24 protein-coding genes and 1 pseudogene are annotated in these 25012 nt (G+C 68.8%); 12 read left to right on the top strand and 13 right to left on the bottom strand.

What is annotated here, in order from left to right; translation table 11 throughout:
* Positions 1–9: 9 nt before the first annotated feature.
* The gene (locus JF597_RS28750; protein ID WP_294002161.1) at positions 10–1191 is read left to right on the top strand and encodes an acyltransferase; all 1182 of its coding nucleotides are present in this window, start codon (positions 10–12) and stop codon (positions 1189–1191) included.
* A gap of 143 nt (positions 1192–1334) precedes the next feature.
* On the opposite strand, the gene JF597_RS28745 is transcribed toward JF597_RS28750, so the two are convergent.
* The 4 genes from JF597_RS28745 to JF597_RS28730 form a co-directional block, all read right to left on the bottom strand.
* Positions 1335–2321: an MsnO8 family LLM class oxidoreductase gene (locus JF597_RS28745; RefSeq protein ID WP_294002159.1), complete on the bottom strand. Its 987-nt coding sequence runs from the start codon at positions 2319–2321 to the stop codon at positions 1335–1337.
* Entirely contained in the window at positions 2318–2839 is a 522-nt protein-coding gene (locus tag JF597_RS28740) for a hypothetical protein (protein WP_294002157.1), read from the bottom strand. The genes JF597_RS28745 and JF597_RS28740 overlap by 4 nt, the downstream gene beginning before the upstream one ends.
* A complete protein-coding gene (locus JF597_RS28735) occupies positions 2836–3636 on the bottom strand; it encodes an alpha/beta hydrolase (RefSeq protein WP_294002156.1) in 801 nt (266 codons plus the stop codon). Before JF597_RS28735 ends, JF597_RS28740 begins: the two co-directional genes overlap by 4 nt.
* Positions 3637–3721: 85 nt before the next feature.
* The gene (locus tag JF597_RS28730) at positions 3722–5158 is read right to left on the bottom strand and encodes an MFS transporter (protein WP_294002154.1); all 1437 of its coding nucleotides are present in this window, start codon (positions 5156–5158) and stop codon (positions 3722–3724) included.
* 202 nt (positions 5159–5360) lie between these two features.
* Between JF597_RS28730 and JF597_RS28725 the strand changes: the two genes are divergently transcribed.
* Positions 5361–6242, top strand: coding sequence for a helix-turn-helix transcriptional regulator (locus JF597_RS28725; RefSeq protein WP_294002152.1), 882 nt, complete (start codon positions 5361–5363; stop codon positions 6240–6242).
* A 54-nt stretch (positions 6243–6296) separates the two neighbouring features.
* On the opposite strand, the gene JF597_RS28720 is transcribed toward JF597_RS28725, so the two are convergent.
* Positions 6297–7553 carry a transposase gene (locus JF597_RS28720; protein WP_294002151.1) on the bottom strand — a complete coding sequence of 419 codons (1257 nt, stop codon included), beginning with the start codon at positions 7551–7553 and terminating at the stop codon, positions 6297–6299.
* A 595-nt stretch (positions 7554–8148) separates the two neighbouring features.
* The gene (locus tag JF597_RS28715; RefSeq protein WP_294002149.1) at positions 8149–9162 is read right to left on the bottom strand and encodes a WYL domain-containing protein; all 1014 of its coding nucleotides are present in this window, start codon (positions 9160–9162) and stop codon (positions 8149–8151) included.
* A 92-nt stretch (positions 9163–9254) separates the two neighbouring features.
* Here JF597_RS28715 and JF597_RS28710 point away from each other — a divergent pair, with 92 nt between their 5' ends.
* Complete coding sequence (locus JF597_RS28710) at positions 9255–9620, top strand: VOC family protein (protein ID WP_294002148.1); 366 nt, start codon at positions 9255–9257, stop codon at positions 9618–9620.
* 194 nt (positions 9621–9814) lie between these two features.
* Here JF597_RS28710 and JF597_RS28705 read toward each other — a convergent pair whose 3' ends face one another.
* Positions 9815–10726, bottom strand: coding sequence for a LysR substrate-binding domain-containing protein (locus tag JF597_RS28705; RefSeq protein ID WP_294002146.1), 912 nt, complete (start codon positions 10724–10726; stop codon positions 9815–9817).
* Between the two features lie 280 nt (positions 10727–11006).
* On the opposite strand from JF597_RS28705, the gene JF597_RS28700 reads away from it, so the two are divergent.
* The 8 genes and pseudogenes from JF597_RS28700 to JF597_RS28665 all read left to right on the top strand — a co-directional run bounded on the left by JF597_RS28700 (position 11007) and on the right by JF597_RS28665 (position 17351).
* A complete protein-coding gene (locus JF597_RS28700; protein WP_294002144.1) occupies positions 11007–11639 on the top strand; it encodes an NAD(P)-binding domain-containing protein in 633 nt (210 codons plus the stop codon).
* A 90-nt stretch (positions 11640–11729) separates the two neighbouring features.
* The gene (locus tag JF597_RS28695) at positions 11730–12665 is read left to right on the top strand and encodes an SDR family oxidoreductase (protein ID WP_294002208.1); all 936 of its coding nucleotides are present in this window, start codon (positions 11730–11732) and stop codon (positions 12663–12665) included.
* A gap of 253 nt (positions 12666–12918) precedes the next feature.
* Positions 12919–13104, top strand: a pseudogene (locus JF597_RS28690) (dihydrofolate reductase family protein); the annotation flags it as partial.
* 300 nt (positions 13105–13404) lie between these two features.
* The gene (locus JF597_RS28685) at positions 13405–14847 is read left to right on the top strand and encodes a tyrosinase family protein (protein WP_294002141.1); all 1443 of its coding nucleotides are present in this window, start codon (positions 13405–13407) and stop codon (positions 14845–14847) included.
* A 19-nt stretch (positions 14848–14866) separates the two neighbouring features.
* Positions 14867–15301, top strand: a complete 435-nt coding sequence (locus tag JF597_RS28680; RefSeq protein WP_294002139.1) for a hypothetical protein — start codon at positions 14867–14869, stop codon at positions 15299–15301.
* Between the two features lie 272 nt (positions 15302–15573).
* Positions 15574–16602: a M4 family metallopeptidase gene (locus JF597_RS28675; RefSeq protein ID WP_294002137.1), complete on the top strand. Its 1029-nt coding sequence runs from the start codon at positions 15574–15576 to the stop codon at positions 16600–16602.
* Between the two features lie 11 nt (positions 16603–16613).
* Positions 16614–16889 carry a protealysin inhibitor emfourin gene (locus tag JF597_RS28670; protein WP_294002135.1) on the top strand — a complete coding sequence of 92 codons (276 nt, stop codon included), beginning with the start codon at positions 16614–16616 and terminating at the stop codon, positions 16887–16889.
* Positions 16890–16916: 27 nt separating this feature from the next.
* Positions 16917–17351, top strand: coding sequence for a hypothetical protein (locus JF597_RS28665; RefSeq protein ID WP_294002133.1), 435 nt, complete (start codon positions 16917–16919; stop codon positions 17349–17351).
* Positions 17352–17447: 96 nt separating this feature from the next.
* Here JF597_RS28665 and JF597_RS28660 read toward each other — a convergent pair whose 3' ends face one another.
* The 5 genes from JF597_RS28660 to JF597_RS28640 all read right to left on the bottom strand — a co-directional run bounded on the left by JF597_RS28660 (position 17448) and on the right by JF597_RS28640 (position 22166).
* Positions 17448–18977: a methionine--tRNA ligase gene (locus JF597_RS28660; RefSeq protein WP_294002131.1), complete on the bottom strand. Its 1530-nt coding sequence runs from the start codon at positions 18975–18977 to the stop codon at positions 17448–17450.
* 328 nt (positions 18978–19305) lie between these two features.
* Positions 19306–20169 carry an aminoglycoside phosphotransferase family protein gene (locus tag JF597_RS28655; protein WP_294002129.1) on the bottom strand — a complete coding sequence of 288 codons (864 nt, stop codon included), beginning with the start codon at positions 20167–20169 and terminating at the stop codon, positions 19306–19308.
* Positions 20170–20259: 90 nt separating this feature from the next.
* The gene (locus tag JF597_RS28650) at positions 20260–20976 is read right to left on the bottom strand and encodes a hypothetical protein (RefSeq protein WP_366916457.1); all 717 of its coding nucleotides are present in this window, start codon (positions 20974–20976) and stop codon (positions 20260–20262) included.
* 131 nt (positions 20977–21107) lie between these two features.
* Positions 21108–21587 (bottom strand): hypothetical protein, encoded by a 480-nt coding sequence (locus tag JF597_RS28645; RefSeq protein WP_294002127.1) that lies wholly within the window; start codon positions 21585–21587, stop codon positions 21108–21110.
* The gene (locus JF597_RS28640; protein WP_294002125.1) at positions 21588–22166 is read right to left on the bottom strand and encodes a hypothetical protein; all 579 of its coding nucleotides are present in this window, start codon (positions 22164–22166) and stop codon (positions 21588–21590) included.
* 132 nt (positions 22167–22298) lie between these two features.
* Here JF597_RS28640 and JF597_RS28635 point away from each other — a divergent pair, with 132 nt between their 5' ends.
* Positions 22299–22736 (top strand): hypothetical protein, encoded by a 438-nt coding sequence (locus JF597_RS28635; RefSeq protein WP_294002124.1) that lies wholly within the window; start codon positions 22299–22301, stop codon positions 22734–22736.
* 56 nt (positions 22737–22792) lie between these two features.
* Here JF597_RS28635 and proS read toward each other — a convergent pair whose 3' ends face one another.
* Positions 22793–24205 (bottom strand): proline--tRNA ligase, encoded by a 1413-nt coding sequence (gene proS, locus JF597_RS28630; RefSeq protein ID WP_294002122.1) that lies wholly within the window; start codon positions 24203–24205, stop codon positions 22793–22795.
* Positions 24206–25012 lie beyond the last annotated feature (807 nt).

Here is a 25012-nt window from a genome sequence, read left to right as displayed (position 1 = left end):
AGCATCGTCATGGCTCGCACCCGCGTCGCCACCCTCCCCTCCCTCACCGGGCTGCGCTTCTTCGCGGCCCTGCTGGTCTTCTTCTTCCACTCCTCCCTCACCAACTCGCCCATCCCGCCCAACGATCCCATCAACCCGTTCGCCGACTCGGGCGTCGCGCACGCCTACACCAAGGCTTTCCTGCACACCGGCTACATCGGGGTGTCGTTCTTCTTCGTGCTCTCGGGCTTCGTGCTGACATGGTCGGCGCGGCCGGGGCAATCCACGGTGGCCTTCTGGCGCCGCCGTATGACGAAGATCTTCCCGAACCATCTGGCGGTGTTCCTCGCCTCGCTGCTCCTCTTCGCGGGCGCCACCATCACATCGGTGAGCCAGTGGCTGCCCAACCTGCTGCTGGTGCACACGTTCTTCCCTCCGGCGGACATCAACCTCAGCATGAACCCGCCTAGTTGGTCCCTGGGCAGCGAGCTGCTGTTCTACGTCCTCTTCCCTCTCCTCATAGTGCCGATCCGCAGGATCCGCGAGGGGGCGCTGTGGGGCTGGGCCACAGTAATGGTCGCCGGCACCGTGGCGGTCCAGCTGATCTCGACCTACCTGGTCCCCAACACCCCGAAGTCGGCGATCACCCCGATCTCCGACAAGCAGTTCTGGTTCGGCTACCTGTTCCCGCCCGGCCGCCTTTTCGAGTTCGTGCTGGGTGTCCTGCTGGCGCGCCTCGTACTGGCCGGCCGCTGGCCCCGCTGGATGGGCACGGGCAAGTCGCTGGTGCTGTGCGCGCTGGGGTACGCCGCCGGTTTCGTGGTGCCCTTCCAGTACACGTTCGTCACCGTGACGATCGTCCCCATCGGCGCGCTGATCGCCTCGGTGGCGGCATCCGACGTCGCCGGCCACCACACCTGGCTTCGTAGCCACCCGATGGTCTGGCTGGGCGAGATCTCCTTCGGCTTCTACCTCGTCCAGGGCGTGGCGATCTTCTATCTTCGCTCCCTCCTGAACGGCGCCACCTACTCGGTGCCGGCGTCGATCCTGCTCATCATCGGCTTCTTCACCGCGTCACTGCTGGGCGGCTGGCTCCTGTACCGCTTCGTGGAAATGCCGGCGATGCGCCGCTTCAGCCGGAGCCGCCGCACGACGGAGCCGACCACGCCGACCCCGGCTGAGCCCCAGCCGACTTCGCTACGGGCACTCTGAGCCCGTACGAAAGAGATGGGGGCCGCGGCTTCAGACCCCGGCCCCCATGAGCGCCTCTTCAGAGACGCGGAGAGGTATCGACATGCTGCTCCGCCGCGTGGGCGCGACCAGCCACAACGCACCCGCAGCCGACGACGGCCCACCTACACCCGCACGGCCCGCGCATCCCCCGCGAAAGCCTCCGCAAGCAGCTCGTGCGACCGCAACCGATCCTCCGGCGTACAAGTCAGCGTGTTCACCATGACCTCGTCGACCCCGTGCTCGGCCGCCAGCTCGGTCAACCGCTCCCGCACCTGCTCCGGCGTCCCCCACACCAGGGAACGCCGACGGACATCGGCCCGCTCGGCCTCCAGCGAATCCCACCGGTGCTTGCGCGCATCCTCGACGCTGGGCAAGGGCAGGTCCTCACCCAGGTCCTTGCGCGCCCGCCACAGCAGCACACTCTGCGCCAAAGCCTCGGCACGTTCCTCACTCTCGGCCGTGACCACGCGTACGGCGAGCACACCCCCGCGGCCCGCCCGGCCGTGCTCGACGAGCGTCGCCCGGTAGGAGGCCAGGGCCTCACGGGCCGGCCCGGGCACAAGGAAGTGCGCGAAGGCGTACCCTGTCCCCAACTCGCCCGCCAGAAGCGCCGAACTCGCCCCGGCACCCAGCAGCCACACCTGCGGCCGCACGGGTGGGACCAGCCCCGTCTCGCCCCCGGCAAGCGGGTCGGCGCCGTCCAGACCCAGCAGCACCCGCACCGCCCGCACCCGCTGCGGATAGTCGTGGGCGGGACCGCCGCTGCGGCCCAGGCCCAGGTCCACCCGGCCGGGGAACACCGACGCCAGGACCGAGAAGACCTCGGCCACCTTCGCCGGCGAGTACCTCGGCAGCAGTACTCCGCCGGTACCGACCCGCATCCGCCGGGTGTGGCCCAGCAGGATGGCAGCGAGGATCTCCGGGGCGCAGCCCGCGAACCCCGGGGAGCCGTGGTGTTCGGCGGTCCAGTAGCGGACGTACCCCAACTCCTCGGCGGCCTGGGCCAGTTCGACCGACGCTCGAAGCGAGTCGGCTGGTGAGAAACCCGCACCGACAGGCGACTGGTCCAGCACCGACAGGCTCGGGGCCGACGCCGCCGCCCCGCTCATCGCGCGCCTCGCGTGATCGCCGGCACGATCCGGTAGTCGCGCTGGAAGACCAGGTTGTGCAGATCACCGGCGGCGATCGCGCGCAGCGTGGGCACCTCGGCCGCCGCCTGCTCGGGCGTGAACACGTTCAGCGGCCAGTCGTGCACGGTCGCGCCCCGCAGATGCGGGTGGTGGAAGCCGCCGCCGTAGTACGCGACAAGCGTGATCGGCGCGATCCCGGTCCCCCGCTGCTCGGGCCAGGACAGCGTCCAGCTTGCCCCGAGTCCCCGGTCCCGGGTGCGCTGGGTCCCGCTCGCCGTCACCTCGCCGGTACCGAGGAGCAGGGCTGTGTCGAACTCCTCCAGTACCTGGACGGCGTACGGGTGGAGCAGTTCGACGGCCTGCTCGAAGTGCCGTTCCTTGCCCTGGCGCGACACGGTGTCGCCGTCCTCGCCGTGGGTGCCGTCGCGCAGGTCCCCGAAGTGACGCAGCAGGGCCGCGAGGTGCGGCAGCCCCGTCTCGGGCCGTGTGGTGGTCATGGTGTCTCCTTCCGTCGTTCGAGTTGCTCGCGCAGCGCCGTTCCGAGCCAGCGCCGCAGCCCCGGGTTCCCCGCACCGGGACCGCCGGCGGCGAGGAAGGCAGCGTGCGGGGTGCCGGGGAAAATCTTCAGCCGTAAGGTGTTGCCCGCCTCGCGCAGCAGCCGGGCGTACTCCGTGACGTCGTCACGGACGGGATCGAGGTCGCCGACCGCGAGTACGGCCGGGGCCAGGCCGTCCAGCCGCTCCGCCGCCAGGGGGGTGCTGTACAGCGGGGTCCCGCCGCGTACGGCGGTTTCGATCCCATCGCGGTACGTCTCCCAGGCCAGCCGGAGGTCATCGGCTGCGGGGAAGGCGCCCGGCTCGCTGGTGTAGGAGGTGGCGGCGCAGTCGGGGTCCAGTGGCGGGTAGGCCAGCACCTGGGCGGCGAGCGACTGGTCACGGTCGCGGCGGGCGAGAGCCGCACAGGCAGCGATGGTGCCGCCCGCGCTGTCGCCCCCGACCGCCAGCGGCTCACCGTCCGCCGCCTGTTCCCCGGCCCAGGAGAGCGCGGTCAGCACGTCCTCCAGCTGGGCAGGGTGCCGGTAGCCGGGGGCCAGCCGGTAGCCGGTGCTGACCACCGTGCACCCCGAGGTCCTCGCCAGGTCCGCGACGGGCCCGTGCCAGTGCTCGACCGACCCGGCCTGCCAGCTGCCGCCATGCGCCCAGACCAGCCAGCCGTACGGCCGCGGTCCGGGCCGGTAGATCCGTACCGGTATGCGATGGGCACCCGCGTCCAGCCAGTCCGGCCGCCACTGCACCTCACCGGACCATCGGACGTCCGGACGTACAGCCCTGTCCTTGTCCGGAGCGGCCAGACCGGCGCGGGGTTCGTACCGTCGTGAGTTACTGCGCACTCGACCGCGCACCACGCAGGAACACGGCGCTGGTGAGGGCGCCGAGGAGGACGAGGGCGGCGTTGACCGCGATGGCCGTCTTCAGTCCGCCGAGGACGGCCGCGGCGCCCGTGCCGGTCATCGCGGCGGTGGCGATGGCGCTCATGATCGGCGTGCCCATGGTGATACCGACCTGCTGGGTCATGGTCGCGAGTCCGGTGGCCAGGCCCTGTTCGTGGTCGGCGAGACCGGAGGTGGCGGTGACCATGAAGCCGACGATGACGAGCATGTTGCCGACACCGCCGGCGAAGGTGGCGACGAGCAGCAGCCACAGCGAGGAGTGAGTGGCGCCGAGGCCGAGCAGGGCGGCGGTGAACACGGTCTGCAGGATGCCGCCGGTGATCAGCGTCTGCTTGGTGCCGATCTTCCCGATGACCTTCGGGGCGACCGAGCCGCCGACGACCGTTCCGATGCCCAGCACACCGAAGGACAGACCGGCGGCCAGCGGGGAGAAGCCGAGCACCTCCTGGAGGTAGAGGGTCAGCAGGAAGACCAGGGAGGTCTCGGTGAGGAAGGCGATCAGGCCGGCGACGTTGCCCCAGGCCACCGAACGCTTGCCGAGCACGCCGAGCGGCACCAGCGGGGCACTCACCTTGCGCTCGACGGCCCAGAACACGATCAGCAACAGCACACCGGCCGCCAGCGAGAGCAGGGCGTTCGCGGAGCCCCAGCCGTGCTCACCGGCCTGGGTGAGGCCGAAGACGACGGCCAGCAGACCGAGGGTGACGCTGATGGCGCCGGGCACGTCCAGCTTCGGGCGCTCGTCGGGCCGGGACTCCTTGATGACCGTCGGGGCGACGATCAGGACGGCGAGGGCGACGGGCACGTTGATGAAGAACGCCCAGCGCCAGGAGAGCAGGTCGGTCAGCAGGCCGCCGAGGATCGCGCCGGTGGTGAACCCGGCGGACATCAGAGCCCCGTTGAGGCCGAGGGCCTTCTCCCGCAGCGGGCCTTCCGGGAACGAGGTCGTCATGAGTGAGAGGCCGGCCGGAGTCACCGCGGCGGTCGCGAGGCCCTGGAAGACACGGGCCGTGATCAGCACCTCCGGGTTCTGTGCCAGGCCGCCCACCAGCGAGGCCGCGCCCAGCACCACCAGACCGCCGAGGAAGAGGCGGCGACGGCCGAAGAGGTCCGCGACCCGGCCGAACAGCAGGGTGAAGCCCGCCGCGCACAGGGCGAACGCGGTGCCGATCCACTGCAGATGCGCCAGAGAGAAGCCCAGGCCCTCACCGATCACCGGCAGCGCCACGTTCAGGATGGAGAAGTCCACGGCCAGCATGAACTGGGCCGCGAGCAGCAGCACCAGTACCAGCCGCAGGCGCGGGGTGAGGACGGCCGGGGCCGTTCCTACGGCCGTACCGGCCGTGTCCGAATCAGTGACGGACATGACGTCGAGTCCCTTTCGTTCGAGCTTCTTCGGTGCGTCTGTCGTGCGCACCGCTGGGAAAGAGACTCGTCTCGGCCCGGGACCCCAGCCAGCACCCTGTCTCGCACAGCCAACGCAAGGGTGGTCATCACATGACCACCCTTATGGCTCACGACCGACACGGTGGGCGGGCATCATGGAGGGGAGTGATCGGGAGGCATCGATGGACGCTCCGTCCGAACTGGGAGACTTCCTCAAGTCCCGCCGTGCCGCGCTGCGCCCGGAGGACGTCGGCATCACCCCGCATCCGACCCGCCGCCGGGTCAGCGGGCTGCGCCGGGAGGAGCTGGCCATGCTCGCGGGGGTCAGCATCACCCACTACACCCGTCTCGAACAGGGCCGCGCCCTCAGCGCCTCGGACTCCGTGCTGGACGCGATCGCACGCACCCTGCGGCTGACGGACGACGAGACCGCGCATCTGAAGGATCTGGCCCGCCCCACCGCCACCACGGCCCGCCCCACCACCCCCCGTGCGGAGCAGGCCAGCCCCTCGGCTCGGCAGCTGCTGGCGGCCATGTCGGAGGTGCCGGCGCTGGTCCTGGACCGCCGCAACGACGTACTGGCCTGGAACCGGCTGGGGCACGCGCTGCTCGCCGCGCATCTGCCCGCGGACAGCCCCGAGACACCGGGCACCCGGCCCAATGTGACGCGAATGCTGTTTCTGGACGACCGCTACCGCGCGCTGTACACAGACTGGCACGACGAGGCGCAGCTCGCGGTCGCCTCGCTGCGGCTGATCGCCGGCCGGCACCCCGACGACCGCCGGCTGACCGAACTGGTCGGCCAACTCACCGTTCAGTGCGACGAGTTCGCCTCCCGCTGGGCCCGCCATCCGGTGCGCACCTGCACCTCGGGGGTGAAGCAGCTGCGTCACCCGTCGGTCGGCACGATGGACCTGAGCTTCGAGAACCTCGTCATCCCCGGCTCCTCCGGCCAGCGCCTGATCGCCTACACGGCCGAACCCGGCTCACCCTCTGAGGCGGCTCTGCGCCTGCTGGGCAGCGCAACCGCACCTGAGGTCGAGAGCACTTCCGCGACAGTGTGAGGCGGATCGCGCCGATCGGCCGGGAGGGTACAGCGCCTCCCGGCCGGTGCCCTTTCAGGCCCCGCGCTGCCTGGCCAGATGTGGCAGGGACGAATACCCGGAGTGTGCCAGGCGCAGATGGGCGTACGCCGCCGACGCCATGGTCATGTGATGGTGCCAGGCGGGGAAGGAGCGCCCAGCGAAGTCCAGCAGCTCGTAGCGACCGTCCATACAGTCGGCCGTGACCGTGGAACTGGCGTAGAGGCGGGTCAGCTCGAGAAGCTCGTCCAAGCGATGGTAGGTGAGGTTGGTGAACCAGATCCGCGAACCTGGCCGTCCGTCCGCGGCGAGCTCGGTGAACAACCTGTAGGGCCCTTGGTCACCGCCTCCCTGCTGCGACTTCCGAGCAGGCTGCCGAATCAGGGTGGACAGGATCTGGGCCTGGCGGAACCTCCCGTCGAAACCCGTGACGGCCGCGGTGTGCCGGCTCCACGTGCGCCGCACGTCCGGCCCGATCGGGCGGTCGCCGGCCACGAGACCGATCCTCTGGCGGGGTCTGTCATGTGGAGTCCTCCGCAGGCGGTTGGGTGAGCGTTGTTCCGGCACCTTGCCCTCCCAAGGGAACACCAGCCGGGGATTGACGGCGACGAGGAAGTCGCGCCCGGTGCTGTCCAGAAGTGCCGTCAGCTCCACGAGGTCGGTTGCGTCGCTCATGTCGGCCACCACCGGCACGTCGCGTGAAGAGGTGCTGCCGACATGGTCGGCCAGCAGCTCCACCATGTGTCTCCACTGCGGACGGAAACTCTCGGTCTCGGGTATGCGGGCACGCCGGCGCAGTCCGGGCTCGTCTGTCCATTGCCGTGGAAGCACGAGTCGCCAGTCGACAGGAAAATTGGCCCCCGGGCAGGACAGGAAGAGGCCAACTGCAAGTTGGCAGTTGATGGTTCGCCCGCAAGAGACGTCGAATCGCTGGTGCACGCCCACAGACTGGTTGCCGCGCTTGGGCAGGATGACGGGTGTGATGGTCAACGCCCGTACAGATGACCGCTCCTCGATCCACCGTGTCAGAGCGTCACGAGCCTGTTCCCACTCCCATGGGCTGCTGTTGATGAACTGCTGTAGCGAGTACCAGACTGTGGGCGAGCCGGACACGGACTCTGCCACCCGCCGCATCGACTTCCTGCCGTCGGTGAGCAGCAGCCCTTTCAGATAGGTCTGGGCCCATCGGCGCTGGTCGGCTCGTGGCAGGTACCCGAAGACCCACTTCGCGAAGGCGTCAACGGACTGGGCACCCGGTCCTGCCAGGACCTGCTGTGGGCGCGATAAATGCATGGCCAGCGTCCCCCTTTACGCTTCCAGTCGGATTCAGTCGATCAGCCAACCACCCCCGTCCACGCGTTCGCTGTGACGTGCGCCTCAAAGAGAGATAATTGTAAGTTAAAGCTTCATGACGCTCTGTGACTCCCTTTGGGTCCAGTCAGCGTCCCGGATTCAGCGCCCAACCCTGGCACACACCGCCTGCGGAGCCCTGCCGCACAGATCCGCCGAGACGGTCGCGGGCGCTTTCACCGATGACCAGAGTCGTCCAAACGCGACGAGGTCAATGATCGTATCCAGGGGCTCGCTCGACGCACCTCGTAGCCCGGCAGCGTCTCCACCTCAGCATGTGTCAAGCGCCTGGCTCGCGGCGCCCGCCCCGTCCACCGTTCCGACCCAACCTATGCCGCACCCGCACAGGCCACCCGAACCACTGCGTGCCCCGCTGCCGAGGGCTCGCGCATGGCCGCCGCCGACACTTTCCCTGCGCGCCATTGCAGCAAGCGCAGTTGCTTGTCGCGTGGCCCGCAAGGCAGCTGCTGCCCAACCCACGGCCGAAGGGTAGCCCGGGTCACTCTGGTTTCATGCATCCGAAGAAACTTGGGTTCTTCTAGAGCCTGACGTCGGTTGCCTGGGGGCGCCGTTGCGCTCCAGGCAACCCCATAGGGCCCTCCCCCGCATAGTGGTGGGCAAGGTTGGTGGCGAGGTCACGGAGGTGAGCCCTGGCTTCGGTGGGGCCGTGCACAGTGATGGCGCTCCCGAACGGCAGTAGTGTTCGCACGTCCTCCAGGTGCAGGAAGCGGATCCTCACCTTGTGGCCGGTGCCGGATTCCTCATGGTCGTCCTGGACGAGTCGTTGGCCAAGGATCCGTCGCGCTCGCTCGATCTGGGTTGGGTCGATGGTGGCGCTCACCTCTATCGTGTGGTTCTGTTCCCACTGATCAGCGAGCGCTGCGGCGACGGTGGCCAGGGTCTGGTTCTCGCGGATCCGCCGTGGCTGGTCGACTTCTTTCCACGTCGTGATCCGTTCGAGTCGGTACATCCGTGGCACTCGGGCACAGTCGGCGACGAGGTACCAGGTGCCGGCCTTGGCGAACAGTCCGTAGGGATCCACCACCAGGTCGCGTGAGCATGACTCGCGGGGGCTGTCGTACCCGATCCGTAGCCGGCGACCTCGCCGCACCGGGCCGATCAGCGAGGCCGGAGTCGTGCCGGACGTATGTGCCTGGAGCCAGGGACGGCTGTCCACGTGCACTACGTCGGTGAGCGGCAGGAGCTCATGAGCGCGACGTGACTGCACAGCGGCGACCTTGGAGAGCGCGCGCCGGCTTTCGACGGATGCGTCGAGCTCCGCACGTTGCTTCTCATCCAGCCCGGTGAGCGACAGATGATCACGCTCGCCCGGCGTGAGTCGTGTGAGGTCGAGCCCGGACCCGGGCAGCATGGTCACGCCTCCGAGGCGGCCCCGTTGCGCGGTCACCGGCAGACCGGCGTCGCGGAGCCAGTTCAGGTCCCGGGTGATGGTTCGAAGGGACACCCCGAGCGCCGAGGCAAGTTCCTGGGTGGTCACGGCACTCCTTGATGCGAGGAGCAGCATCAAGGAGAAGAAGCGGTCTGGGGTCACACACCAATTTTTTCAGGAATTGCGACATGATGCGGCGCATATCCCGGTCAAGGTGGTGGATGCGTACCTACGACCTGTGAGAAGGAACAACCATGCCCACATCCGTCGTGTCCATCGTCTATGTGAACGACGCTCCCGCCGCAGCGCGCTTCTACGGCGACCTCCTCGACATGAGGCCGTCGTTCGAGACGCCGGGATACATCACCTTCGACCTCGGGCCAGGCGCTGACCTCGCTCTGTGGTCTGACCAGTTCGAGGATCTGTCAGCGGACGTCCCACGTACCAGTGAGGTCTGCCTGGCCATCGACGGTGGGCCCGACAAGGTCAATGCGATCTTCAAGCAGTGGCAGTCCAAGGGCGTCACGATCCTGCAGGAGCCCCACGATGCGGGGTTCGGGCTGACGTTCCTCGCAGCCGATCCTGACGGGAACCGTATCCGCGTGGCACCGCGGGACTGAAAGGCCGCAATGCGGCATGCGCGCACTCGCCCGCACTGCCGGGCCGCACCCACCACCTGACCGCGGCCCGCACCCCACGAGATCATCCGGATCTGCTAAGCCAGGACGGTCCCTCCGCCCCCCCTCGAACTCCATGCCTTCACCATTGCTGTGGCGGCGCGCCCCTGTTGCGCTGATGTTCTCAGTCGGACTGCTCAACCGTGCTCTGAAACGGCATCGCTTGCAAGCTGCCACATTTCATGGTTCCCGCATTCTGCTGTGATCTGGGCCGTCGCCTGAGCCGCGGTGCAGAAGTCGTCGACCAGCGGCGAGATGCGCGACGCCGCCACCGCGAGGCACACCTGTTCGGGCGCCAGATCCGGGATGGGCACATAGATGACGTCCGGATGTGAGTAGAACACGGTCACCGAACGGGCCAGGAACGAGATGCCCCGGCCGGCCGCGACATGCTCGAGCGTCTCGTCCACCCCGCGCACCTGGTACCCGGCATTGGGGTGCGGGCGCCTGGTGGGCTGCGTGCTCGGGTCGGCATGCCAGACCAGCGGTTCGCCGGCCAGGTCGGCCTCGGTGACCTCCTCCTGGCCGGCCAACCGGTGACCGGCAGGCAGCACCGCCACCCGCGGCTCCGTGTACAGCGGGGTGACGCGCAGGCCGGCCTCGTCGACGGGCAGCCGCACATAGCCGACGTCGATGCGGCCGTCGAGCAGCATCGGGGCCTGGTCGTCCGATTCGATCCGCTGCACGTCCACGACCACGTCCGGGTGCTGAGCCTCGAACGCCCGCGCCGCCGGGATGACCGGGATGCCGGCCCGGAAACCGACCACCAGCCGTCGGCCGCCGCGGGCAGCCACGGACACCCGGCGGCGGACCGCGTGCGCGGAGGCGAGCAGCGGACCGACGTCGGCCAGCAGTTGTCGGCCCGCGTCGGTCAGCGCTACGCCATGGCGGTCCCTGGTGAACAGCGAGGCGCCGAGATCCTGCTCGAGCGCGCGGATCTGCCGACTGAGCACCGGCTGTGCGATATGCAACTCGTCGGCGGCGCGGCCGAAATGCAACTGGTCGGCCACGGCGACGAAGTAACGCAGTTTGCGCAGGTCCAGATCCATGGCACCTCCCGGTCCGGTGATGCCTCCAAGGTATCACCACGGTTGAAAGAGGTCTTGGACACCCACTCGGGCCAATGGCAGCCTGAATAGGCGCCTAATGGGGCCCGGGCGAATTCGGCGCAGGAATTCGGCGTCGGAATGTGAAGGCAGGGTCCAGGCCCAGAATGAGCACACCAGGAATTGACCGCCGCCCATCGCGTCATTCGACGGCGTCGACGAGACGACCGTCAACCACGAGGGGGCATGACGTTCTGTCCAGCTTCAGAAAGCAGGCACACCCATGAGCAGCATCAGCATCATCGGCCTGGGGAACGTGGCCCGCGCCCTGGCCGCGCGGGCGCTCGCCGGCGGCAACGCCGTCGAGATCATCGGCCGTAACCCGGTCAGGACCAGGGAATTGGCCGCCGCGCTCGGGGGCGCCACGGTCGGGACGGCCGGCGCCGCCCCGGCCGGGGACATCGTTGTCCTCGCCGTGCCGTACGCCGGCGCGGCGGCGGTGGTGAGGGAGTACGGGGACGCGCTGCAGGGCAAGGTCATCATCGACGTCACCAATCCCGTCACCCCCGATTTCAAGGGGTTTGTCATCCCCGACGACAGTTCCGGCGCACAGGAGATCGCCCAGGCCGCGCCCGCCGGAGCGCATGTCGTGAAGGCGTTCAACACCCTGTTCTCCCACGTTCTGGCGGTCGGCCCGGCCGAGGGTCGTCAGTTGGACGTGTTCATCGCCGGCGACGACGCGCAGGCGAAGGCACGCGTGTCGGCGTTCGTCGAGAGCCTGGGGCTGCGTGCCTGGGACACCGGGGATCTGTTCATGGCGCGGGCGCTGGAGAACGTCGGTTTGCTGGAGCTGGGCCTCATGAACCACTCCGTCAAGCACGCCAATTTCTCCCTCGGTATCACCCTTCTCGGCTGAGTGCACCCCTACCACCACCTCTCGTGCCGCATTACGCCCGTTCACTTACGGCACGGGAAGACCCTCGCCCAACCTCACAAGGACAGTTTGATGCGCGTATTCGTCGCTGGGGGGACCGGCCATTCCGGTTCCTACATCATCCCCGAACTCATCGCCGCCGGGCACGAGGTCACCGGCCTGGCCCGGTCGGACGCTTCCGCGGCGGCCCTGTCCGCGCTCGGCGCGAAGGTGCGTCGCGGTGACCTTGAGGATCTCGACGGGCTCAAGGAGGCAGCCGCGGGCTCCGATGGCGTCATCCACGTCGCCCACAGGCAGGATCTGCTGCCCGCCGGCGGGATGGACGCCGTGGCCGCTGCAGAGCTCCCGATCATGCTCGCCTACGGCGAGGCACTCGCGGGAACCGGAAAGCCGCTGGTCACGGCGGGAAGCATAGGCTCGCCCGGGAACCTGGAGCGGCCGGCCACCGAGGAGGACCCGGCTCTCCCCGCCGGCGAGGAGCACAGGGGCACCCTGCGGGTCCGCAACGTCGTGGAAAGGGCCGTCGTCGACCTCGCCGAGCAGGGGGTTCGGTCTTCGGTCGTGCGGATCGCCAACATCGCGCACAGCACGACCGATCGTGCCGGCTTCCTCCCCATGCTGATCGCGCTCGCGAAGGAAAAGGGGTTCATCGGCTACCACGGCGACGGCGCGAACCTGTGGAACGCCGTGCACATCCGCGATGCCGCCACCTTGTTCCGCCTGGCGCTGGAGAGGGGTCCGGCCGGCAAGTACTGGCACGCGGTCGAGGACGGGGGTATCCCGTTCCGCGACATCGCCGAGGCCATCGCCGGCCGCCTGGGCGTGCCCGCCGCGAGCGTTCCCGACGATGCCCTGATGACGCCGGGGTACTTCGGGTTCCTCACGAATATCGCCACGCAGAGCTACCCGGCGTCCAACCTCATCACCCGCCGGACCCTCGGCTGGGAACCCACCCGGCCCGGCCTGCTCGCCGATCTGGACAACGGCCATTACTTCCCAGCCGGCTGACGGCAAGGACCCGGATCGTAACGAGTCCGGCAGCCGGCAAGTTCGGCGCTTCTGAGAGACGTTGATCTGGCTTCTGCGGTACGTCCCGGACGCCCTGCTCGTAAGGGCGTTCAACAACATCTCCTCAAGCACCTGCTGTCACTCGCCCGCCCGGCAGGGGCGGCCGACCGCTCCTACTACCGATCGCCGGGGACTCCGCACCGGCGAAGGCGACGGAAACCCTCTTGGCGAACTCATCCGCGTTGAACACCTTGGTGCGGCCCGGGCACTTCTCCGAGCCGGGCAGGTGGACGAGATGGAGGTCCACCTGGTTCCGGTCCTCCTCGGGGACGGTCGACGGCTGTTCGACCACCTGGGCAGCGAGCACAACGAACTCGACCTCGCCCGACGGCTCGAGGATCGAAACGTGACGCATCTCCGCTACCGGGTGCGCCGGCCCGAGACCGCATTGGGCCACGCCGAACCGGGCAGGGTCGAGGGCGGCGATGTGGCTCACCTCGTGATCCGCAAGTTCCCCGACGAACCTCGCGATCCACGCGCGGTTGAGTTGCGTGCCCGTTGTCGGATGCGATGCTGGAAGTGATTACCCCGATCGGGGTATGCGCGGCACGCCCTTCATGCGTTGCCGCACTCTCCCGCCCGCACCTCGGCCAGTACTGAGTGGCGCGCGGCGGCTTCCCCTCACCGGAAGGGCAGAACCATGGCCCAAGCGGCTCGAGTGCGTCGTGACACAACGAAAATGACGGACATCTGGGACGGCCAACTCCTCTGGTACGCCCGAGCGGTACAGAAGATGCAGGGCAGGCAGGAGAGTGATCCGACCAGCTGGCTCTGGCAGGCCAACATCCACGGCGAGAAAGCGGAAAACCCCGGCCCCAACCCGGAATGGAACAACTGTCCGCACGGCGGCTGGTTCTTCCTGCCCTGGCACCGCGCCTACATCCTGTGCTTCGAGGAGATCGTGCGCGACGTCATCCGGAACGAGCTGAGCGGTCCCGACGACTGGGCACTGCCGTACTGGAACTACACCCGAGTGACGAACGGCGACCCGGACAGCCCGGAATCCCAGGAATGCCGTCGCCTGCCGGGCGCGTTCCGCAGTCCGGACTGGCCCGACGGCGAAGGGGACAACCCGCTGTTCCTGGCGGAGCCCGATCGCAGCCCGGGTGCCGCCCTGGGAGCTTCCGTCGGATGGGCCGAGGTCAACCCGTACAAGGCCATGCAGGCACCGCGCTTCACCGGCGTGACAGAGTTCGGCAGCGAGTACACCGACAGCCATCTGCTCCACAGCAACGGGCAGTCCGGTCTGCTGGAGATGCAGCCGCACAATCTCATCCACGGTTACGTGGGAGGGGTGATGTCGCAGTTCTTCTCGCCCCGGGACCCCATCTTCTGGCTGCACCACGCCAACATCGACCGTCTCTGGGCCGCCTGGATCGCGGCCAACTCCGGGCACAAGAACCCGACGGACGCGGACTGGCTCGGCTTCACCCACACCTTCCGCAACGCACAGGGCAACCAGGTCACATTCAAGTCCGAGGACCTTCAGTCCGAGGAGGCACTCGGGTACGTCTACGAGTCGCTGACGGACGGCATCGGTCTGAAGCCGCCCGACCGGCTGGTCGCCATGCTGGCGGCGGGCATCGACCCCCCGCCGGAGCAGGTGGCGGCCACCTCCGGCCCGACCGACCTGGGCCCGGACACCGTCGCCGTCCCCCTGATCCCCGAGCCCGGCGCCCGCGCCGAGGCCCTGCCGGAGGCCGCCTCACCGCAGACACCGAACCGCGCCGTCCTCACCCTGGACGACGTACGAGCCGACGCGCCGCCCCAGACGAACTACCGCGTCTTCGTCGGCGCCCGCCCCGACCATGAAGAGGACCTCGACCCGGACGGGCCGTACTTCATCGGCCACGTGCACTTCTTCGGCGCGGTCGGTGCCAACGTCCACCATCACGGCGGTGGAGGGCTCACCTTCAAGTTCGACATCACCGAGCACCTGACCCAGCTGCGCCAGCTGGGTCTCTGGGACGGCGAGGGCATTCCGCCGGTCGTGGTGACACCGGCTCCGCTCGGTCCGCCACCGCCCGACGCCGAGAGGGAGGCACACGCCCTCGCGGCCGCGCCGACGCCACCGCCCGACTCGCGTCCCCGTATCGGCAGCATCTCCCTGAGCACGACCTGACCGAGCCACGGAGGCCGGAATGGACGCAGCAGACCTGGCCGGAAGCTACACCTACCGAAGCTTCCTCGACCTACCCGAGCCAGTGGACGACTTCAACCGGCTGCGGTTCGCCCAGCTGGAGCTGAGGCTGACGGTGGAGCCCGGCGGGGCGATCAGCGGAGCCTTGGTCTTCTCCGACGCACCCGATGACTTCCTCGCGATGGACATCACCGGGAAGGCCGCGAACGGGCCCCTCGTGCACTTCACGCTGACCGGCAAAGGACAGCCGGACACGGCCATCCGGGACTTCCACTACGAGTACGACGGCATCATCCTCCCGCACTGGCCGACGGGAGTGAACCAGCGGCCGACCCTGGCCGGGACCGTGTTGCGTGCAGCGGACCACGGCAGCGGTCCCGACCTGGCACCGGCCGGCCAGACAGCCGGCTTCCTCGCGGTCAAGCGGGACGGCTGATCCGGCACGCACGGGCGTCGGCGGCGGACGAAAAGGTCCGCCGCCGACGCCCAGCCCTGTCGGAGGGGGACGTTGAGCAGAGTGAGGCCGGCCCACACTCGCCGGGTCTCGCGAAGCCACGTTCCGCGCGCGCAACTCCGCCTACCGGCGCAGAATAAGAAGTACGGGACTTTTGCGGCTGCGTGAAAACGCGGCCCCTCGCTCCGAGTCCCCTGCGCAGGGGACTCGTGACTCTCCTCGGACAACCCGCTCCCTTCCAAGGAGGGACTCCCATGCGCGCCGTCTGCGGCATCCTCCCGCCGTACATCCTCGAAAAGCTGGCCGAGGCGGACCATCCCGACGTCCGCGAGGCCGCCCGGGAAACGCTCTCCGTCGCCGCCGGCTTCCGGCAGAACCGGATCGACACACCGAGCCTGACGGCACCCGCCCCGCCCACGCGGTTCGACCTGGAACGGACGGTCTACGACGCCGGCAACAGCACGGCCCTGCCCGGCACCGAGGCCAGAGGAGAAGGTCAGGCCCCCGCGCTCGACGGCACCGTCAACCGTGCCTACGAAAGCCTCGGTCTCACCTTCACGTTCTTCGAGAAGGTCTACGAGCGCCACTCCATCGACGACGCCAACCTGCCCCTCGACGGGACGGTCCACTATCGTCGCCGGTTCAACAACGCGCTCTGGAACGGAAGCCAGATGATCTTCGGGGACGGTGACGGTCTCGTGTTCAACGACTTCACCCTCGTCGTCGACATTCCCGCCCACGAACTCTTCCACGGGGTCACGCAGTACACCGCCGGCCTCGTCTACCAGGACGAGGCCGGGGCTCTGAACGAATCGGTCTCAGACGTCTTCGGCTCGCTCGTGAAGCAGTACGGGCGGCAGCAGACCGCCGCTCAGGCCGACTGGCTGATCGGGGCCGGCCTGTTCACGCCGGCGGTGCGCGGCCAGGCTCTGCGGTCCATGAGGGACCCGGGTTCGGCGTTCGACGACCCGAAGCTGGGCGGCAAGGACCCGCAGCCGAAGCACATGACCGACTACATCCACACCAGGAGCGACAACGGCGGTGTGCACTTCAACTCGGGCATCCCCAACCACGCCTTCTACCTGACCGCGATCGCCATCGGCGGCTTCGCCTGGGAGAAGGCCGGACGTATCTGGTACGAGACGATGACCTCCGGTCAGCTCCCCCAGGACTGCACCTTCCGTCAGTTCGCGGATGCCACGGCGAACACCGCCAAGCGGCTCTACAACTCGGGGAGCGAGCTGGTCGCGGTGGAAGACGCGTGGCGGGCCGTCGGCGTGTGAGGTCCAGCGACATGCACATCCGGCTGATCAGAAGCGGTGGCCTGCTCGGCATGCCCCGTCGGGCCGACACGGACACCTCCGGCCGGACCGACGGGGCGGAGCTGGAACGGCTCGCGCACCAGGTCCTCGCCGAGCCGGACGCCCGGCCCCCAGCCGGGCCGGGCGTACCCGACGCCTACCACTACACGCTGACCGTGGACGACCAGCCCCCGGTCGAGTTCACGGACCCCGGACTGACCGAGAGCGAGCTCCAGCTGGTCGAGCGGGTCCTCGGGGAGGGCTTCTGAGCCGAGCAGGGCTTCTCTCAACCAGGGTTGACGATCCGTCGCGGTACGGCTCTGCACGAGGACGACACCGGCGCCTACTTCACCTTCGGCAAGAACCCCGTGCTCCTGCCGCCGACGCCGGCTCGTCTCATCGAACGACGGATCGCTGAGGGCCGAAGGCACTCGGCGGTGGGAGCCCTGCCCGACAGCGAGCACAAGGAGCTTCTTCTCCCGGGCCGTCTCGCCGGCCGCCCGCGAAGCCATGGAGGTCCGGCGGCGCAGCTCCCGAAGCACCGCCTGCCCACCCTCGCGGCCCGCATCACGGCGTTGTTCGGCATGGCCGGTGAACTTCCGCCGATCATCATGTGCGACCTCTTCGGGATTCGCAGAAACACCGCCACCCAATGGGCCGCCCTGGCTCAGAACAGTTGGGCCGGTCACCTCGCCGCCCTGCACAGCGAAGCTGCTGGCAAGTACGAGTAGCGGGTGATCTCGGTACTGCCCGGCGCCCTGGACGCCCCCTCCCGAAGCTGCACGAAGACCGAGAGGAGGGCGACCAGGTTCATTGAGCACCGGAGGTCACGCTGGCTGCACGTCCTCGTGAAGGCGAGGGAACAGTGGCTGTGCCGCGGGCAGAAGCCCCTCGACCGGTGTCAGCTGTCCGGTGATCCGTGTGGCGGCATCTGGGATGAACGGGCGTAGTTCATCGGCCAGCACGCGGCACGCTGCGACCAGCGTGAGGAGGACGGTGTCGAGCTGTTTCGCCGCTTCACCGTTGCCCCTCCGCTCTTCCCGAGCAAGCTCCCAAGGCCGGATCGCGTCAATACATCGATTGGCCTCCTCCACGATTTCCCAGACAGCGTGGATGGCACGCCGGAAGTCGAAGTCGGCCAAGGCGGCATCGACGAGGCCAGGCACCTCCCGGCAACCATCCGCCAACGCCAGTCCCCCGGGATTTACAGGCGCCGAGGCGGGGACAACTCCGCCGCGAAAGCGGTGAACCATGGTCACGATGCGGTGGACGAGATTGCCTAGCCCTCCAGCGAAATCCGCATCCGCGCGGGTGGTCAGCCGGTCGGGTGTGAAGTCCGCATCGCCTACCCGGGGCACATCGCGCAGGAGCCACCAGCGCACCGCGTCGGTGCCATATGTCAGGGCCAGCGCAACGGGGTCGACACTGGTTCCAGCGGACTTACTGATCTTGCGTCCGTCGACGGTGAGGTAGTCGTGGACCAGGATGTCGGTGGGCAGCGGGAGCCCCGCCGACAGCAGCATGGCCGGCCAGTAGACGGCGTGGAAGCGCACCACTCCCTTGCCGACCAGGTGGACGCGGCGCTCGCTGGTTTCCCACCACTGGTCGTAGGCACTGTCACCGGTGCCGTATCCCAGGCTGGTGACGTAGTTACCGAGGGCGTCCCACCACACATAGACGACCTGGCTCGGGTCATCCGGCACGGGGATGCCCCAACCGCGAGCGCGGCTGTGCGAGCGGGAAACAGAGAAGTCGTGCAGGCCACGTCCGATGAGAGCGAGGACCTCGTTGCGGCGGGCTGCAGGTTCGATACGCAACTCGCCGCTCGAAATCAGCTGATGGAGACGGTCGGCGTAGCGGGACAGGCGGAAGAACCAGTTCTCTTCCGCGACGAGTTGAGGTTCGGTGCCGTGCTCCGCGCACCGCCCTTCGACCAGTTCGTCGGGGGTGTAGAACTGCTCGCAGCCGACGCAGTACAGGCCTTCGTACTCTTTGCGATAGAGGTCCCCCGACGCGGCGCATTGGCGCCACAGTCGTTCGACTCCGACACGGTGACGTGGGTCGCTGCTGGTGCGGATGAAGTCGTCCAACGAGAGCGCCAGTGGACCACGCAATGCGGCGAACGCGTCGGCGTTGCGGTCGACAAAGGACTGCACGTCGACGCCGGCCGCTTCGGCAGCCAAGACGTTCTTCAGAGAGTTGTCGTCGGTTCCGCTGAGCAGCCGGACCTGCTCGCCCCGTTGGCGGTGGTGACGGGCCAACGTGTCAGCTTGGACGAGCTCCAGGGCAAAGCCCAGGTGCGGGTGGGCGTTGACGTACGGAATGGTCGTGGTGATGTAGCGGCGTCGTGCGGTCATCGGTCCTCCTACCGGGTAGCGAGGCCTGGTCACACAACAATCGAGGCCCCGTCCCGGGGCCTCGGATTCGGTACGCGTCCGTTCTCAGCAGCCCCGTCGACGGGGCATCATCTGGTGCTGAGGCGAAAGCGTGATCATGCGTCCGAGCGTAGCAATACAGCGACGTCGCAGCACGCTATTTCCGCCCCTCCACGGCAGCCGCACCCACAGGGGCACCTGAGGCAGTATCAGGCGAGGCAGGTGTCACCTGGTGGCCGCACGCCGAATAGCGCAGGGTCGGAACACTGTCTCGTCACCAGTAGAGCGGCGTGAGCGTGGCGGTTGACCGCTACTCCAGCACCGCGTGGAGGGTGCGTTCGCCGATGCTTCGCATCAGCGGGTTGTCCGCCGAGTGCGTCAGGAAGACCAGGGACAGGGCGAGCGCCCACCCGCGTGCCCGCTCCCAGGTCGCGTCGTCCGCGTGGCTGTACGCCCGTCGAAGGACGACACGTTGCTCCGCCGTGAACAGCATCCAGGCCACGGACAGGTCGGTGGCGGGATCGCCGGAGGTGATGTCACCGAAGTCGATCACGGCGCTGATCCGGCCGCGGTCGACCAGGATGTTGGCTGGGTGCAGGTCCCCGTGCAGCCATACCGGCGGGCCGTCCCACACAGGCGCAGCAGCAGCCGTCTCCCAGACCTGCAGCGCGGTGGCTCTGTCGGCCGGATCGATGTGCGCCAGCCTGGTCAGTACGCCCTCGGCACGTCCGGCCAGCGGGATCCCGCGAAACGCGTTGACGGGCGCCTGCGAAGAAGCCGGGACATGCAGCGCGTCCAGGAAACCGCCGAGCACCTCCGCGGCCGACCAAAGGTTGTCGGGCTCCGATCGCGCCGCGATCCGGCCGGGGAAGAACGGCACGATGCTCCAGCACCACGGGTACTGGGCCATCGGTTGGCCGACACGCACCGGCGCCGGCACGGGCAACGGCAGACGGCCGGCCAGTTCCGGCAGCCATCGCTGCTCGTGCGCGACGAGCTCGGCGGCCATGGCACGCCGCGGCAGCCGCACGAGGAACTCTTCGCCGAGCCGGCACACCAGGTTGTCCCAGCCGTTGGCCAGCACCTCGACCGACAAGCCTGCCAGGTCGGGGTGCTGCTCACCGAGAAGACGTCGCACCAGCTCGGCAGAGACCGGAACCTCCGCAGCGGGCATTCGCTGGACTGTCACAGCGAGAACCCTACGGCCGCATACGGGAGACGCGTCTCGTCGATCGTCATCCCGGCTCGACAAGAACTCCGCTCCTCAGGAGGCGGGCCGGTAGGTGGCGGCCGGGCCGATCGCGCCGGGCCCGAACTTCTCCCGGATCCGGTCGGCCGCCTGCTCGGCGGTGAGGCGTGCCTGCCGGGCGGCATCGAGGCTGAGCTGCTCGGCGACCTGGTCGCCGTCGGCGAGGTCCGCGGCACGCAGCGCGAGTGCGGTCAGCCGGCCGCGCTGGAGACCTGCGGCGTCCATGAGCTGGTAGGTGAGCTGGCGCAGGTCGTCCTCGTGCCCGGACGGTTCGGGCAGACGGCGGGTCTCCCATGCCGGTCCGCCGGCGAACGTCAGCGTGAGAGTGATGGCACGCGCTGCCTGCCCGCGGCGGCGCAGCTCGGCACCGAGCTGCACGACCAGGCCCAGCAGGGCCGAACGCGCCGCGACGCCATCGAGGACGTCGTGGGGGAAGCGGTGCCGGACACTGACCGGAGGCTGGCAGGCGGCGCGGGGCGTCGGTGCGCGGGTCGATGCCGCGGGCCCGGTCGGCGGCCGTACGGCCGGCCTTGCCGAGCAGGCGCTGCACGGTCGCGGTCGGCAGCGCGGCGAGCAGGCCCACGCGGTCGACGCCGTAGCGCTTGAGGGTGGCGGCCTGGCGGGGACCGATGCCGCGCAGGTCTTGGCCCACTTCGGCTCGTCCAGGACCTCCCGGAGCAGCAGCGTGTTGACGTGCACGAGGCTGGACTGGAGCAGGTGCAGCGCCGGCATCGACGTCTCGGCGCGCTCCTTGTCCGGGCAGGTCAGGCCGCTGTCCTTTGTGCCTCGGAATGCTGCGGAAGGCAGTCTTCTGCTCGCCCCTGCGCCTCAGCGTTGCGCGTCTTCCGGGGCACGCCGGCTGGTCAGCTCGGAGGTCCATGCGAGTGAGGGCTCGAAGTAGCGGCGGGCTTCTCCGTCTTCTTGTGCCTCGGCTTCGCAATCAGCGGGGAGGCGCCCGGGCCGGGGTCTGGGAGAGGTTTGACGGTGAGGTGCCGGCGCAGGTGGAGGTTCTCGGCGTACAGGTTCGCCGTGACGGTGGCCAGGGCGTCGAGCTGGTCCTGGAGTTCGCGTGCGTGGCCGCGGACCTGGGTGAGCTGGGTGCGCAGGGCGGTGATGGTGTCGTCGCGTGCGACTTCACTGGGGGTACGTCGGATCGGACGGGTGACCTGGGCGTTCCATTCCGCGAGGACGCCGGTGGCGCGGTGGACGGTGGCGTGGCTGACGCCGGCTTCGCGGGCGAGGTTCTCCTTGGTGAGGGCGCCGTCGGTGCGCTGGGGCTGTCCGGCCAGGAGGCGGGCCATGGCGGCGCGGAGGCTGGCTTCGGAGGCCGGGGAGACGGTCATTCACAGGTCCTGGGTGAGGGCAGTGGTGATGGGCTTGATGTCGTCGAGGCGGGCGCGCAGGGCGGGGCGGCGGGCGGCCGGCAGGCGGCGGTCGCGCAGTCGTTCGGTGAGGTCGTGCTGTTCGGCCAGCCAGATAGGGGCGTGGGCTGCGGTGACGGCGGAGTTGCGGCAGCGGGCGGGCTGGCAGGCGCCGATCAGTGGTGCTCCGCGCTCGGCTTCGGGCAGATGGCGGGTGCACTCGGCCTGCTCCGCCTGCCACAGGCAGTGGTTGAGGGTGCCGAAGTGCAGGTCGGGGAGTTCGCTGCGCAGCACGTCGGCCGCGGTGCGGGGGTCGGCGGCAAGGGCCTGGAGCTGGTCTGGGGTTTCCGTTGCGAGCCGGGCGGTCACGCGGTCGAGTCCGGCGTGCAGGCGGGCGGCGGCAGGGCCGACGGCTACGGGGACTTTGGTGGTGCGGGCGGCGAGCAGGCTGGTGAGTCTGGCGGCTGCGGCGGTGGCGAGCCGGTCGTCGAACTCCTTCATCCATGCGCCGTCGGGGGCGGCGTAGGAGTGGGTGGTGTCCGGAGCGCACGTGACCAGCACTGAATCGTCCCGCGATGCCCGCGTAGCCCGCCTGCGCCTGGCCCGCCAGGCGGACAGCGAAACCAAAGCCGTTCGCACGCAAGGCGCCATCCGGGACCTGCTCAACGCCGGACAGCGCATCTCCTCGCTCGGGTGGCACGCGAAGCAGACGTGTCGACCTGGTTCGTCTACAACACACCCGCCTTCAACGCTGCGATCCGCAATGCCATGGGCGACCAGGCCCAACACGGCAGGCAAGCAGCCGCACTGCCCCGACCCGAGCGGGCCACGCCCGCCGGTCTGCACACCGACCTCGCACTCGCCCGCGAAGAGATCCAGGAACTCAAACGCGAGCGCGACGCCTTGAAGCGTCGCGTCCAACTCTCCCTGAGTGCGGAAATCGACAACGCGGCCCACACCGATCTCGTCGGCCGGATCCATTACCTGGAACGCCAGAATCAGGCTCTGCCCAGAGATTTCGCCGAGGCCCACGCCCGTGCTGAAAAGCTCGCCGGACAACGGGAGGAGGCGGAAGAGACCATCGGATCGCTGCGCCTTGCGCTTCGCGAGGCGATGCGGGCCGTGCCGTGAGGCTGCCGGTCCGCCCACGGTAACCGGGCGGAGCAGCAGCATCGGTCTCACCAGGGTCAGTAGGCGCGTGCCACGACGGCGATGTTGCCAGGCTGGTCGTCGCTCTCGGGAACGGAGCCGTCTGCGGCGACCAGGCACCGCACGGTGACGCCCTGTTCGGCGAGCTGGGTCTCACCCTCCACTCCCAGCGTTTCCCAGGCAATGCGTGCCCAGCCGGTGCTCGCCGCCTCCGCAGCCTCCTCGACCGTGGTCACCTCGACGGTGCGGTCGTTGCGACGCTTACGGGACTGCGCCAGCAGAAGCGCCTGGTCGTCCTCCAGTACCTTGGGCAGGATCTCGGACAGTGCCCCGATCGGCGTCGGCTCCTTGCTTCCCGCTACGCGGCGGACCAGCACGGCTGTGCCGTTCTCCACGTCACGTGGTCCGACCTCGATGCGTACGGGCACCCCTTTGAGCTCCCAGTCGACCGCGCGGCGGCCGAACGGCGTGTCGGTGCGGTCGTCGACGCGTACGCGGATGCCAGCCGCCTTCAGCCGGTCACCGATCCCGCGGACCGTGTCCAGGACCGCGTCGTCGCCCTTGACGGCCACGATGACCACCTGAACCGGGGCCAGACGCGGCGGGATGCGAAGGCCGTCATCGTCGCCATGCATCATCACCAGTGCGCCGACCATCCGGGTCGTGGATCCCCACGACGTCTGCCAGACGTATTCCTCACGACCGTCCTTCGACAGGTAGCGCGTCTCGAACGCCTTGGCGAAGTTCTGGCCCAGTTCGTGGCTTGTGGTCAGCTGGAGGGCCTTACCGTCGCCCATCATGCCTTCCAGGGTGAGCGTGTTGATCGCGCCGGCGAACCGCTCCCTGACCGTCTTGCGACCCGCTACGACATCCATGGCGAGGACGTTCTCCAGGAAGTCGGCGTACACCTGCTGGTGGATGTGTGCGGCGTAGTCCCGGGCATCCTCGTAGGTGGCGTGTGCCGTGTGGCCTTCCTGCCACAGGAATTCCGTAGTACGAAGGAACACGCGCGGCCTCAGCTCCCAGCGGACCACGTTCGCCCACTGATTGATCAACAGCGGAAGGTCGCGGTAGCTCTGCACCCACTTGGAGAAATAGTCGTTGACGATCGTCTCAGACGTGGGGCGGACGACGACGGGCTCTTCCAGCTCCTTGCCGCCGCCATGAGTGACTACGGCCAGTTCGGGCGCGAAGCCCTCGACGTGCTCGGCCTCCTTCGTCAGGTACGACTGCGGGATGAAGAGCGGAAAGTACGCGTTCTGCGCGCCGGCCGCCTTGATCCGTGCGTCCACCTCCTGCTGCATCCGCTCCCACAGGCCGTAGCCGTACGGTCGGATGACCATGGTGCCGCGCACCGGCCCGTTGTCGGCCAGTTCGGCCTTGCTGACCAGGTCCTGGTACCAGCGGGGGAAGTCGTCCGCCTGGGGCGTGAGAACGGGTGCTTTTGCCATGACGCGCAGAGTAGGACGCGGCTCCACCAGGGCGCGAACCGATTACTTCTCACACGTCAGGACGCCGGCCGGTCCAGTTCGTCACCGATGGCCTCGCGCAGTTGACCAGCCTAGCGACCGCTGATCATCGGGTGGGCGCGTTCTCGGACCACCCTGTTGCCGACGATTGCAAGGTGAGCGTGGCGGGCTACTTGTGCCTCACGCCCCTCAGATGCGTTGGCAGGTTAAGATCGTTGTGCACCAACGGCGTTGTGTACTGATCCAACCCGGGAGTGCAGATAACGCGGGTGTTGCAGCCGTCCTTGTCCGCGTCGGTCCAGTGCTTGGACTTGTCCCGGGAGTAGCCGGCGCGGGACTCGTCCGCGATGGTGAGCTCGGCGACCGCGTCGCGGGACCGGCAGCTTGATGGTCTCGCCGGGCGCGTGCCCTACGGGCAGGTGCCCGGCGACCGCGGTGGCGGCGTGGGCTGTGGTGGGGGTGAGCAGGGCGAGGGGCGCGAACAGCGCGGCGATCAGGGTGCGTCGGGTACGGGCGAGGCACACGGCCGGGTCTCCGTTTCGAAGATCAAAGAACAGGTTGTGATCTTCGTAGTCGCCGGGGCGGCGCGGGCGCGGTCGGATCGGTCGGGGGTTCACCCGGTCGGCGAACTAGTGTGATGCGCCAGAAACCCTGAGGGTTAGTTACTACCCTGTTGGCATGTCGCATTCGGGACCGTCTGCTGTGGCGATCACACTGTCCGAGGCTGAGCGTGCCGAGTTGGTGCGCCGGACGGAACTGCCGCACCGGCGTGCGGCCGAGAAGGCCCGC

Source organism: Streptomyces sp. (assembly GCF_019510245.1).
GTDB lineage: Bacteria > Actinomycetota > Actinomycetes > Streptomycetales > Streptomycetaceae > Streptomyces.
Note: the sequence above shows the minus strand (reverse complement) of the source record. Positions and strands in the feature narration are given on the sequence as shown.